At 57.3% G+C, this 12,143-nt stretch carries 10 protein-coding genes; all 10 read right to left on the bottom strand.

The window, feature by feature from the left end; genetic code table 11:
• Positions 1-51: 51 nt before the first annotated feature.
• Positions 52-552 carry a nitrate reductase associated protein gene (locus NW828_RS12460; protein WP_414384194.1) on the bottom strand — a complete coding sequence of 167 codons (501 nt, stop codon included), beginning with the start codon at positions 550-552 and terminating at the stop codon, positions 52-54.
• A gap of 24 nt (positions 553-576) precedes the next feature.
• The gene (locus tag NW828_RS12455; RefSeq protein ID WP_414384195.1) at positions 577-2,712 is read right to left on the bottom strand and encodes a molybdopterin oxidoreductase family protein; all 2,136 of its coding nucleotides are present in this window, start codon (positions 2,710-2,712) and stop codon (positions 577-579) included.
• Between the two features lie 108 nt (positions 2,713-2,820).
• Positions 2,821-3,354, bottom strand: a complete 534-nt coding sequence (locus tag NW828_RS12450) for a Uma2 family endonuclease (RefSeq protein WP_414384193.1) — start codon at positions 3,352-3,354, stop codon at positions 2,821-2,823.
• A 33-nt stretch (positions 3,355-3,387) separates the two neighbouring features.
• Entirely contained in the window at positions 3,388-4,230 is an 843-nt protein-coding gene (locus NW828_RS12445) for an ABC transporter ATP-binding protein (RefSeq protein ID WP_414357824.1), read from the bottom strand.
• 38 nt (positions 4,231-4,268) lie between these two features.
• Positions 4,269-6,260 (bottom strand): nitrate ABC transporter ATP-binding protein, encoded by a 1,992-nt coding sequence (locus NW828_RS12440; RefSeq protein ID WP_414384191.1) that lies wholly within the window; start codon positions 6,258-6,260, stop codon positions 4,269-4,271.
• A gap of 72 nt (positions 6,261-6,332) precedes the next feature.
• Positions 6,333-7,292 (bottom strand): nitrate ABC transporter permease, encoded by a 960-nt coding sequence (gene ntrB / locus NW828_RS12435; RefSeq protein ID WP_414384189.1) that lies wholly within the window; start codon positions 7,290-7,292, stop codon positions 6,333-6,335.
• 145 nt (positions 7,293-7,437) lie between these two features.
• Positions 7,438-8,760 carry a CmpA/NrtA family ABC transporter substrate-binding protein gene (locus NW828_RS12430; RefSeq protein ID WP_414384187.1) on the bottom strand — a complete coding sequence of 441 codons (1,323 nt, stop codon included), beginning with the start codon at positions 8,758-8,760 and terminating at the stop codon, positions 7,438-7,440.
• Between the two features lie 61 nt (positions 8,761-8,821).
• On the bottom strand, positions 8,822-10,369 hold the full coding sequence (locus NW828_RS12425; protein ID WP_414384186.1) for a ferredoxin--nitrite reductase: 1,548 nt from the start codon (positions 10,367-10,369) through the stop codon (positions 8,822-8,824).
• Between the two features lie 192 nt (positions 10,370-10,561).
• Entirely contained in the window at positions 10,562-11,701 is a 1,140-nt protein-coding gene (locus tag NW828_RS12420) for a CAP domain-containing protein (protein WP_414384184.1), read from the bottom strand.
• A gap of 16 nt (positions 11,702-11,717) precedes the next feature.
• Positions 11,718-11,864 (bottom strand): hypothetical protein, encoded by a 147-nt coding sequence (locus NW828_RS12415; RefSeq protein ID WP_187147246.1) that lies wholly within the window; start codon positions 11,862-11,864, stop codon positions 11,718-11,720.
• Positions 11,865-12,143: the final 279 nt, after the last annotated feature.

Raw genomic sequence — 12,143 nt, 5'->3', positions numbered from 1 at the left:
TCTGGTAGAGCAGAACAGGCTCAGGGCTACTGAAAGCCCGCTCCGTACCGCTTAGCGGTCGGAGCCGGGTAGTTTACAGTAACTGCAATCACCATCCCTCGCCATCTTCAGGCCAAACTCTCGCAGAGCGGGCAAGAAATTTTTGTTTTCGTGATGGGATCGGCTCAACTTCAGCAAGGCAAATCTCTGGATATCGTGCAAGTTTCTCCAGAAATCGAGGGCAAGCCGGATCCCCAGGTCTTGAGCTTTTTGTTGGACAGCCATCGGGATCTGGTGCGGATTTTGCCATTCAGGCTGGGGATCAATGGGAATCTCTTGCACCTCTTCGTGGCAGATGGAGCGGACCAAATGGCGCAGATGGTTGCGGAGTTCTTCTAGATCCTGTGGAGATTCAGAGGGCCAATCAACACACTTCCGCCGCTCTTCTAAGGAAAACTTGGCCCATTGATGGAGCTTGAGCTTGATCCCGCACAAATCCAGCTTTAGGCGCAAGGTCATGGGAATGCATCGCAGAGAGTCGGCAAAATCTTGCTCAAACTGAAACAGAGTCATGGGAACCTCGATTAGGAACCAAATCTAGAGTTGAGGGGATTGCTTGAGCGGTGGGTCGGCTTTCTCAAGAGCAACGGCACAGGCTTTTAATTCCGGCTGGCCGGAATCGGGACAACTGATGTCATGGGTAAGGGCATTACACTCAGCTTGTTCTGCCCAGAGGGATCCCCAGTGCATGGGCACAAACACTGTTCCAGGGGCAATGTTGGCAGTTATCTTGGCCGGGAAATAGGCCCGTCCGCGGGCAGAACGCACTTGAACCCAATCTCCATCTTGGATGCCCAGTTTTTCCGCATCGCGAGGATGGATTTCAATAAAGGGTTGGGGGTGCATTTGCTTGATTTTTTCAATCCTGCCGGTGCGGGTTTGGGTGTGCCAATGGCCGTAAAGCCTGCCCGTGGTTAATACGTAGGGAAACTGGGGATCCGGCGGCTCTGCTAGGCCACGGGAATGGTGGGGGATAAAGCGGGCGCGGCCATCGGGGGTCGGGAAACGCCAATCTGTGTAGAGGCGAGTGGACTTAGGGGCCGAGGTTCTTTCTTTGGGATAAGGCCATTGCTGAGGGCCTTGTTCTGCCAAAAGGGCATGGCTGAGGCCGGAGTGATCGCAGAGGCGATTTGCGGTAAGGGCGGCAAATTCTGCATAAACCTCTGCCGCGGTTTGGAAGGAAAATTGCGCTTCAAAGCCCAACCTGCGCCCCACTTCAGCAAAGATCTCCCAATCGGGTCGGGCTTCGCCAGGGGGGTCTCGAAAGGCTTGACAAAGGGTAACCCTGCGCTCGGAGTTGGTCATCACCCCGGTTTTCTCGCTCCACTGGCAGGCGGGCAAAAGCAAATGGGCATATTCTGCCGTTTCTGTAGGGTAATAAGCCTCTTGGTAAACGGTAAAGGGAGACTTTTTCAGGGCTTTTTTGACCCGTTCCAGATCCGGAAAGCTCACCAAAGGATTAGTGGCCACAATCCAAAAGAACTGCAGGGATCCGGTTTCCAGAGCGGCAATCATCTCGGTGGCCCTCAGTCCTGGGTGGGGGGAGATGGAGCCGCCGGGCAAACCCCAAGCCTGCTCCACCTCTGCCCGATGCTGGGGCTGGCTCACCAGCCGATATCCCGGCAGCAGATGGGATAACCCCCCTGCCTCTCGACCGCCCATGGCATTGGGCTGGCCGGTCAAGGAAAAGGGGCCGGTCCCCGGTCGGCCAATTTGCCCAGTTAGGAGATGGAGATTGATTAGGCTGGTGATCTTGGCGGTGCCCTCGCTGGACTGGTTTAGGCCCATCGACCAAAGGGAGAGAACCCTTTGGGATCCCTGCCAAAGCTTGGCTGCTTCGATCAAATCCTCGGTGGCAATTCCGCAGCGCTGGGCCACAATCTGCGGTTCATAATCGGCCAGCAAAGCTGCATATTCAGCAAAACCTTGGGTGCAGCCCTCGATAAAATCAGCAGCAATGGATCCCCACTTTAACAACAAATGGGCAATCCCATTGAAAAGATCGATATCCGTACCGGGGCGAATTTTTAAGTGGAGATCGGCAGCTTCTGCTGTCTGAGTGCGCCGGGGATCCACGACCACCATTTTGAGGGGGGATCCGGGCTTGTGCCGCTTCTTCAAGCGATTAAAAAGAATGGGGTGGCACTCGGCGGTGTTGGTGCCCACTAGAAAAGCCAGATTGCAGAGATCGAGATCCTCGTAGCAGCAAGGGGGGCCATCGGATCCCAGGGATTGGGTGTAGGCCGAGACGGCTGAGGACATGCACAGGCGCGAGTTGGTGTCAAAATTATTGGTGCCCAGGCAGCCCTTAATGAGCTTTTGAGCAACGTAATAGTCTTCAGTGAGCAACTGCCCCGATCCATACATGGCTATGGAGTGGGGGTTGTCTTTGAGGCGGCGCAGCCGAGAAACCATCTCCTCAAAAGCCTGATCCCAAGAAATGCGGCGAAAGGGCTGATCCAAGCTCTCCCGAAACAGGGGAGAGAGCAGCCGATCTCGACCAACTGCCTCCAGAACCGTAGCCCCCTTTACACAGACCATCCCCAAGCTGGAAGGATGCTCCCGGTCGCCTCTCATTTTCCAGTCACCTGAGGCTGTTGCAACCGCTTCCAATCCACACCCTACGCCGCAGTAGGGACATAGGGTTTTGATGACGGCTTTTTCCGACTCCATCGCGGTCACCATGAGTTGGGATCCCTATTAAACGCCCAATTCTCTCGCATTTTGGATCCCTTAGCTGAGAAGAGCAGCAACTTGGATCTCCAAGCCAGGTAATACAACCTAGCTCTTGTCAGTGTCCTGTTCAGCTGGCCAAAGATGGCGATCTTGAGTTTGGATAAAAACGTATTTGCTTCTGGGAAAAACCAGCCAGACTTCCAGTACATCGGAGCTGAGATACTCTTGGGCTTTTAGGAAAATATCTTCTCCACAGTCGGTTGGAGAGAAGATCTCCTCAACCAGAGGATAGCTCTGCAGCAGCGTGGCAATATCCTCTCCAAATTGCTGGATTAAATCTGGAGACAGGTAGGCAACATCAGGTCTTCTGACTTTGCCTGTCGTTTGGCAGGGAGCCTCCACCAAAACCATACCCCCCAATGGCTGACATTCAACATAACCGAGCCAACGGAAGAGAAGTCGGGTTTGGATCTTGGCATGCCCTAAGGTTTGCCCCACTTTCTCCACAATGTAGCCATCTACCCATTTGGTTTGGGCAACCGGATTGGCCAGATAGTCGGCAAGGGTTTTGGGCAAGCTAGAGACCCGCTCCTCCATTGGGAGATCGGTTGGAGCTACCTGAACCGGAGCAGCGGCCATCAACTTCCCTCCCCAAGCGTTTTGATTCCTAGCTTAATCCTCCCTATGGGCAAAGCGACGATAGAGGAAGTCAAGGGCGCGGTTGCGCAATTCGTAGAACTCGGGCATTTCCATAATGCGGGAGCGGATGCGCGGTCGCTCGAAGGGAATGGTCAAGATCTCGCCGATATGGGCAGCGGGGCCGTTGGTCATCATCACCACACGGTCTGACAAGTAGAGAGCCTCGTCGATGTCGTGGGTAATCATCAAAACTGTGCAGCGGTGATCCCGCCAAATGGCCAGCAGCTCATCTTGTAGATCTTCCTTGGTAATGGCATCCAAGGCCCCAAAAGGCTCATCCAAGAGCAAAACTTGCGGACGAACGGCAAGAGCACGGGCAATGGCTACCCTTTGCTTCATGCCTCCAGAAAGCTGCTTGGGCCGCTTGTGGGCTGCCTCTGCTAAACCTACCAATTCTAGGTGTTCTTCAACGATTTCCCTTTTCTCCCGCCGGGATTTGTTTGGGTAAACCTGATCCACCACCAGATAAACATTTTCAAAAGCCGTCAGCCAGGGCAAAAGGGAATAATGTTGAAACACCATCATCCGATCCGGCCCTGGGGAGGTGATGGGCTGGCCCTTGAGGGTAATGGATCCCGAAGTGGGAGTCGAAAAACCCGCCACCATGTTGATCAAGGTGGATTTGCCACAACCCGAGTGGCCAATAATGCAAACAAACTCACCGGCGGCCACTTCCAGATTGATATTTTCCAGCGCAACGAAGGGCCCTGCTGAGGTGAAGTAGGTCTTGCCCACATTCTGAAGACAAAGAAGGGGCAGTCCTGCAACCGGAGAAGCAGAAGATAGCGGTGAGGAGAACGTGCGGGAGCTGGTCATCATGGTGTTTTCCAATCGAGAGTTTAAGGTAACAAAAGCTAAACTTCGCTGAGCTGGTACTCCTGCAGCTTCAGATCCTGCCGGATGGCCACCGACTCCAGGTAAGCAACGGGATCCTCTCCGTCGAAGCGGGATCCATCGGCAAAGAGCAAAGCTCCGCGGTCATGGGCCCGATCCGGCAGGCCCAGTTCTCTAGCGGCTAGGGCGTAGGTCTCACTGTCCAGAACTTGGTCGAGAACCGAAATCCAGTTGCGGGGAAAAGCGCAGAGTCCCCAGCGAGCCATTTGCGTCAAGATCCAGAGGTGTTCCAACCTTTCGGGACAGGTGTTGCGCCCGTTGGCAAACTGATGAAAACCGACAAGGGCCTGGGATTCATCGGCCATTCCCCGCTGCAGAATACCCGTCCACCCCGGCTGCAAATCCGCCTTGGCCGCTCCCACATGCTGGGGCTGGGCCAGCCACTCCAGGATCTCAGGGCGGTGCTGCGGCTGATCGCAGTAGTGACAAGCTTCCAGTAGTGCCTTGACCAGAGCTACATGGGTGCGGGGGTAGTTTTGCGCCCAATCCTGGCGCACTGTCAGCACTTTTTCAATGTGGCTGGGCAAGATTTCGGGAGTGGTGGTGACGATAAATCCCAACTGTTCCCGCACAGCGCGGGAGTTCCAGGGCTCGCCGACGCAGTAGCCGTCGATGTTGTCGGCCTTGAGATGGGCCACCATCTGCGGGGGTGGGATCACCGTCAACGTAACGTCCCGATCCGGATCCACCCCCCCACCGGCCAGCCAGTGCCGCAACAGGAAGTTTTGCATGGAAGCCGGATGAACCACTCCCAGGGTGTGGACTGTGTCGGGGGTGTGGTTGAGGTATTGGCGAAAATCCGCCAGGCTTTGAACGCCTCGCTCCAAAAGTCTGCGCCCAAAGGTAATGGCGTTGCCGCCGCGGGAGAGGGTTAGCGCGGTAATCAAAGGCACCGGAACTCCCCCTACTCCCAAGGTGGAAGCCAACGGGATCCCGGCCACCACCATAGCCGCGTCCAGCCGACCGGAGCGGATCCCTTCCCAGATGGTCTTCCAGCCTGGCTCCCGCACCAGGGTGACCTGCTCCAGGCCATGCTTTTGAAACAGGCCTTTTTCCTGCGCCACCACCAGCGGGGCGCAGTCGTTGAGGGGCACAAAGCCAACCTCCAAATTGACCTTCTCCAGGCCGTGTTTGGCAATGGCCACGCGAACAGGCGTTTTTTGGCGAGCCCGCTTTTGCTGGTTGAGAAAGTAGATCATCTCTCCCCGCAGGCTGTAGTAGTCGGGGTGACGCACCACTTCCAAACGATGGCGGGGTCGAGGAAAAGGGATCCGCAAAATCTGGCCAATGCGGGCCTCCGGGCCATTGGTCATCATTACCACCCGATCCGAAAGCAGCAGCGCCTCATCCACATCGTGGGTAACCATGACACAGGTGAGCTGCTCCGCCTGGGCAATCTCCATCAGTTGCTCCTGTAGGCTGCCGCGCGTCAGGGCGTCCAGAGCGCCAAAAGGCTCATCCAACAGCAGCACTCGCGGACGAATGGCCAAGGCTCGGGCAATGGCCACCCGCTGTCTCATCCCCCCTGACAGATGCGCCGGGCGTTTATCGGCTGCCCCCTGCAACCCCACACGGCGAATGTGTTCTGCCACAATCCGGTCCCGCTCCGCTTTGGGAAGGGATCCCAGCACCTCGTCCACGGCCAGGGCAATGTTCTCCCGCACGGTCAGCCAGGGCAGCAGGGAATAGTTCTGAAACACCACCATGCGATCCGGGCCGGGATCCGTAACCTGTCGGCCCTCCAGGAGAATGCCCCCTCGGGAAGGCTTTTCCAGGCCAGCAATGATGTTGAGCAGGGTCGATTTGCCACAGCCGGAGTGGCCGATCAACGAGACAAATTCCCCTTTTTGGATCTCCAGGTGGATGTCTTTCAGGACAGGATAGACCTCTCCGTTGTCGAGGAGAAATTCCTTGTCGACATGATCCACTTCAATGTAAGGCTGGGTCTTCATGATTCCCCTGAGATGATTTCTGAGAGCATGGAGAAATTGTCAGCAACCAATCTAAAACTCGGCCAAGCTCATTTAGCGATCCTCAGCCACCACCAGCGAGCCAATCCAAGCCGTGATGCGATCCAGCAGAAGACCCACCATCCCGACATAGATCAAAGCCAGAATGATTTCGCTGATGCGGGAGCTATTCCAGGCATCCCAGATGAAGAACCCGATGCCCACACCGCCAATCAACATCTCCGCCGCCACAATGGCCAGCCAAGACAAGCCCACCCCAATGCGCAAGCCGGTAAAAATGTAGGGTACAGTTGCCGGGAAAACGATTTTGAAAAAGTACTTCCAGCCCGACATGCGCACAATTCTGGCCACATTGCGGTAATCCTGAGGGATCCGCTGTACGCCGGCAACGGTGTTGATCAAAATGGGCCAGAGAGCCGTGATGAAGATTACAAAAATGGCGGAAGGGTTGGCATCTCGAAAGGCAGCCAAAGAAATCGGCAGCCAGGCCAAAGGCGGCACCGTGCGCAGCACCTGAAAAATGGGATCCAAAGCCTCGTACAGCCAGCGATTGACCCCGATGATCATGCCGCCCACAACCCCCACCAAGCCGGCCAGGGCAAACCCAATGAACACCCGCCGCAAGCTGGCCCAAATTTGCCAGAACAGCCCTTTGGCATTGCCGCCATAGTCAAAAAAGGGATCTTTAATGAGGGGATCCCAGGTGTCCTGCCAAACCTGGAGAGGGGTGGGCAAGTTGGCTCCGGGGCGGCTATAGGCAATTTGCCAGAGAACGAGCACTATTAAAATGGCCGTGGTGGGCAAAAGAATGCGGCGCAGCACTTGGTGGATTTGGACTCGCTGCCTCCAAGCAGAAGAAGATGCAGAGCTGGCCGGGGAGTGGAGCCCGGCATTGGACTGAAGAACAAAGCCTGGGCTGGTTTTCAGCAGCCAGTGGCCTAGGCCAACCAGTAGGGGAAGCAGGATCCGAAAGAGGTGGTAGCCCAACTGTAGGGCAGAGTGGAAAATCCTCATGGCTTGCTGGGAGTAAGGTTGAAGTCAACTTAAGAGAATCCCAAGAGAGAAGGGGTTTCAGTTGAACAGTTTTTGTGGGGATTCGGGGATCCCTTCTCTCCTGGACAGAGGGTTTGCAGCTAACTTGCTGGGGAAAGTTGGGAAATTAGGCCAGCTTCTTAATCGCCAATTTCTCCAGGTAGGCGGCAGGATTTTCGGGATCGAACTGCACCCCGTCGAAGAAGGTTTCCACTCCTCGGGAAGGGCTGGGGGGAATGGCCGCCTCCTGGCCAATGGCTTTGGCAGCTTCCCGCCAGAGATCTTCTCGGTTGACCTTATCCACCAAAGCTTTGGTATCGGTGTCGGCAGGTAGGTAACCCCAGCGAATGTTTTCGGTCAAAAACCAGAGATCGTGGCTCTTGAAGGGGTAGGAAGCGTAGTCCTGCCAGAACTTCATCAGGTGGGGGCTGTTTTCAACGACCTTGCCGGTGCCGTAGTCGAAAGTGCCTTTGGCGCGGCCCAAGATATCCGCTACGGGAACCCCCAACCAGCGACGGTCGCCGATGATGCGACACATCTCCTCTTTGTTTTCCATCTGGTCGCACCAGATCTGGGCTTCTAGCACCGCTTTCACCAGGGCAAGGGTGGCTTTCGGGTGCGCATCTGCCCAGTCGGCCCGCAGGGCAAAGGCCTTTTCCGGGTGGCCGTTCCACAGCTCGCCGGTGGTGAGGGCAGTATACCCCTCTTTTTGGTTCACCAGCTGGGCATTCCAAGGCTCGCCCACACAGAAGGCTTCCATGGTTCTGGATTTCATATTGGCCACCATCTGCGGCGGCGGCACCACAATGATGGAGACGTCGCTAGTGGGATCGATCCCGCCTGCGGCCAGCCAGTAGCGCATCCACATGTCGTGGGTGCCACCAGGGAAGGTCACCGCACATTTGGGCTCTTTGCCGGCTGCTCGCAACTCGGCAAACTTAGCTTTGAGGGGGGAACTATCCAAGCCAATTTTCAGATCCCGATATTCGTTGGAAATGCTAATGCCCTGACCGTCCAGATTGAGACGGGCCAAGATGTACATAGGCACCGGCTTGCCATCGGTAACTTTGCCGGTGGTGATGAGGTAGGGCATGGGGGTGAGGATGTGTGCCCCATCGATGCCGCCGGCGGCGGATCCCAGCACCAAGTTGTCGCGGGTGGTGCCCCAAGAGGCCTGCTTGACCACCTCTACGTCCTTCATGCCGTACTTGTCAAAGAACCCTTTTTCTTTGGCGATGATCAGGGGGGCCGCGTCGGTTAGAGCGATGAACCCCAGCTTGGCGCTGGTGGTTTCGGGAGTATCGGCCTGCGCCACCCAGTAGCCTTTGCCCAAGGATTGCGATTGGGCGCGCGGGATCCCAGCCGTGGCCGCCCCAGCCGTGAGAGCAGCCACCCCAGCCAAAAATTGCCGACGGGAGACGGGAGAGGAAGTGCTGAACAGCTTAGACATCGAAACCTCCAAGATTTACAACGACGAAGAAAGAAAAACTTTCAGGACGGCAACAGAACCGCTAGCGGGTTACCAAAACAGAAGCCTGGGCGGCGGACGGATGCTGACGCGGCCTGGCCCCAAAGTGCTCCCTGAGCAACTCCACCAAGACCGGCTTGAGGTCTTCGCAAGGGATCCCTTTGCGCACGCATTCGCCCAACTTGGCGTCTTTGCCCACCTCTCCCCCCATGTAGATGTCCACGGCCTCCACCACCCTGCCGTCCTTGCGAGCAGTGGTGCCCATAAGGCCGATATCGGCTACTTGGGGTTGACCGCAGGAGTTGGGGCAGCCCGTCCAGTGGATGCGCACCGTTTGGGGGATCTCCAGCTCCGCCTCCAGCTCCTCCATCAAGGCCACAGCCCGGTTTTTGGTCTCGATAAGGGCAAAGTTGCAGAACTGGTTGCCCGTACAGGACACCAACCCCCGCTGCAAGGGCCCTGGGTTGGGGGAGAACTTCTTCAAGAGCGGCTCTTTGAGGAGCGGGGCCACTCGGGAGTCGGGCACATTGGGGATGAGCACGTTCTGCTCCACTGTCAGCCGCAGCTCCCCGGAGCCGTACACCTCCGCCAAGCGGGCCAGCTCCATCATCTCCAGGGCGTTGAGCCGCCCCACCGGCACATGCAGGCCGACAAAGTTGAGGCCCGGCTGCTTCTGGGCATGCACCCCCAGCAGATCCCGCTTGTGCCAGACCACCTCATCTTTTTCCGCTGCCCTGAGCAGAGGGTGGCCTATCTGGCGCTCCACAGCCGCCCGGAACTTCTCTAGGCCCCACTCGTCAATGAGCCACATCAGCCGTGCCTTTTGCCGGTTGGCCCGCAGGCCGTGATCCCGGTAGACCAGCAGCACCGCCTCACACAGGGGAACTACATCCCGGGGATCCACCCAGACATCTAGGCCAATTGCCTCGGCGCAGCGGCGAGCAGAGAAAAAGCCGCCCACCAGGACGTTGAAGCCCAGGCGGCCATTTTTGAAGGCGGGCACAAAGGCCAGGTCGTTGATCTCCGCATGCACGGAGTTGTCACGACAACCGCAGATGGCGATGTTGAACTTGCGCGGCAGGTTGCTGAAGGAAGGGTTGCCCTCGCCGTTGTTGGTAACCATGTCCTGCACCTTGCGAGTGAGGCCGCGCACGTCGATCAGCTCGTCCGGGTCAATACCGGCCAGCGGGGATCCCGTGATGTTGCGCACGTTGTCCATGCCCGACTGGATGCTGGTCAGGCCTACCTCTTTCAGGTAGCCCAGGATCTGGGGCATTTCCTCGATGGGGATGCCCCGCAGTTGCAGGTTCTGCCGGGTGGTGATGTCGGCTACGCCCTGTTCTCCATAGGGGTGGATGATTGCGCCCAACATCCGCATTTGGCCGCTGGTTAGGATCCCATTGGGCAGGCGCAGCCGCAGCATGAACTGACCTGGGGTGCGCTTGCGAAAGAAGATCCCCAGCCACTTGAGGCGGTGATCCCGGTCGTCTTCAGGAATGTTCTCCCAACCCATCCGGGCAAAAGCCTCCAGCTCGGCCTTGACCGCCAGCCCATCCTTTTCGCTTTTGAGGCGTTCAAATTGGTTCGCCATGATCGCTGCCGTGGGGTGAACACTAGCTACCCTAGCGATGACGAACCGTTAACTTTGGTATTGGCAGTTACACTTTGTAACAGGTTATGCAGTTTTGTCATTCTTGAATTGCGCTTTATGCATAAAGTCAGGCTTCCAGGAGCAGCAGACCCCTCTTTCCCCTTTGGGAAAGGGGCTGGGGGTGAGGAAAAGCTAGTTGAGAGGGTTGAAAGAGTTGAAAGGCTCCATCTGCCAGAGCAGACGGGGCGGGATCCCCAGCCCTTCGGTGAGGGGTGCGGGCCGTTGGGAAGTTTGGGGATCGCAGTCGTAGAGAGCGGTGGTGTAGCGGTAGCTGCGGGGGGGGCCACCGTTGAGGCGAATGCCGCTAATTTCAAAGGTGTAGTTGCGATTGGGCTGGATCGAACCCACGGAGTAGGTCAAAGTTTCCAGGCCAAAGGCGGGATCCCCCACGCGGAGATCTCCAACAGGCACCGGCTCGCCGCTGAGGGCATCGGTGATGCGGACTTGGGCTTGGCTGAGATCAGCCTTGCCGCCACGGCTGGGCACCGAGAAAGACCAGCGGTAGGCAGACAGGGGCTGGCCGGAAAACCCTTCTAGGCGGTAGAGGTAGCCGTCTTTCTCCGGGAAGGCGATGAACTCTGGATCTGGCACCGACTCGTCAAAACCGAAGATCCAGTTGGCGTTGGCCTGGGTCACCCGTCCAGCCCGTGGGTCAAAGACAATGCCGTAGGCCCCCTGGGCGTACTGAGGATACAGGTTCCAGCGGCGATGCCCCACATCCACAAAGTTTTCTCGACCTGGCTCGGCAAAATAGATGTCCACCTGCCGCGCCAACACCCGGCCTGGATCGGGGCCGTTCAGCTCTAGGATGGGCCCAACCGCCAGGTTGCTGAAGCGGGATCCCGCCTCCCCAGCAGGGGTAAAGCAGCGCCAAGAAGGGGGCGGCTGGTGGCTGAGAGTACCATTGGCTACCTGCATCAAGGCCGCTTGCTGGGAGGCTTCTAGGAACTGAGGATTGAGCTTCACCGGCGGTAACTGGTGCAACAGCCGTAGAAAATTCAGCCGATCCATCATCTTTTGGGCTGCTGCAGGCGTAAGGCGACCGGGGTTGCAGGTAGCAACCTGGGGCTGTTCGGCGTAAATAGGCCCCGTGAAGCTGCGGGTCTGGCGATCCAACCGGCACAGGAAGCTGGCAATCGGCACTTCCCCTGCCCGCGGTGGCTCCATCGAGGTAGGGGATCCTCCACAGGCCGCCAGCAGACAAAGACAAAAGATCCCCGCGATCCTCAAAGCCCAAAGCTGAACCAACTTGGGCAACCGCTGCAAGGGCATGCAAAAACCAGCCGAATTATGAGCCGGTGGGGGTGGGGGTGATGCTGGGGGGGCTGACGGTGCTGCTGCTGCTCTCGCCACAAGCAGGCAACAAGCCCAGACAGGCAAACAGGGCTAAGGCCGCCAAAAGCTGGTGGGTCACTTTGGGTTGCAACGTAGCCATGACAACAAAGCTCCCAAATGCTGTTGGGTTTGACCCTGTTCTATCACCTGGCCGAGTGGGCCACAGCGTCAAAACTCATGCCGACAAGGGTATAACTTAAGCCCAAGTCAAGGAACGCTCACCCAAGTCGGCTACATCCACTAGGACTGGGATCCAAGCCCACTTTTTCTCTCCACCCATAGTGGAGTACGGATCCCCACAACTGATACATTCACGCTGAACTCTCCTGAACATGGTTCAGGAAAGAAGCGATCGCATCCTGCCTATCTCTGAGCAGGA

The sequence above is a fragment of the Synechococcus sp. W55.2 genome (assembly GCF_047461635.1).
Lineage (GTDB): Bacteria > Cyanobacteriota > Cyanobacteriia > Thermostichales > Thermostichaceae > Thermostichus.
Note: the sequence above shows the minus strand (reverse complement) of the source record. Positions and strands in the feature narration are given on the sequence as shown.

Coding starts and splice junctions, on each gene's coding strand:
- NW828_RS12460 (WP_414384194.1), bottom strand. CDS start 552: ATGACTCTGTTTCAGTTTGAGCAAGATTTTGCCGACTCTCTGCGATGC.
- NW828_RS12455 (WP_414384195.1), bottom strand. CDS start 2,712: ATGGAGTCGGAAAAAGCCGTCATCAAAACCCTATGTCCCTACTGCGGC.
- NW828_RS12450 (WP_414384193.1), bottom strand. CDS start 3,354: ATGGCCGCTGCTCCGGTTCAGGTAGCTCCAACCGATCTCCCAATGGAG.
- NW828_RS12445 (WP_414357824.1), bottom strand. CDS start 4,230: ATGACCAGCTCCCGCACGTTCTCCTCACCGCTATCTTCTGCTTCTCCG.
- NW828_RS12440 (WP_414384191.1), bottom strand. CDS start 6,260: ATGAAGACCCAGCCTTACATTGAAGTGGATCATGTCGACAAGGAATTT.
- ntrB (WP_414384189.1), bottom strand. CDS start 7,292: ATGAGGATTTTCCACTCTGCCCTACAGTTGGGCTACCACCTCTTTCGG.
- NW828_RS12430 (WP_414384187.1), bottom strand. CDS start 8,760: ATGTCTAAGCTGTTCAGCACTTCCTCTCCCGTCTCCCGTCGGCAATTT.
- NW828_RS12425 (WP_414384186.1), bottom strand. CDS start 10,369: ATGGCGAACCAATTTGAACGCCTCAAAAGCGAAAAGGATGGGCTGGCG.
- NW828_RS12420 (WP_414384184.1), bottom strand. CDS start 11,701: ATGCCCTTGCAGCGGTTGCCCAAGTTGGTTCAGCTTTGGGCTTTGAGG.
- NW828_RS12415 (WP_187147246.1), bottom strand. CDS start 11,864: ATGGCTACGTTGCAACCCAAAGTGACCCACCAGCTTTTGGCGGCCTTA.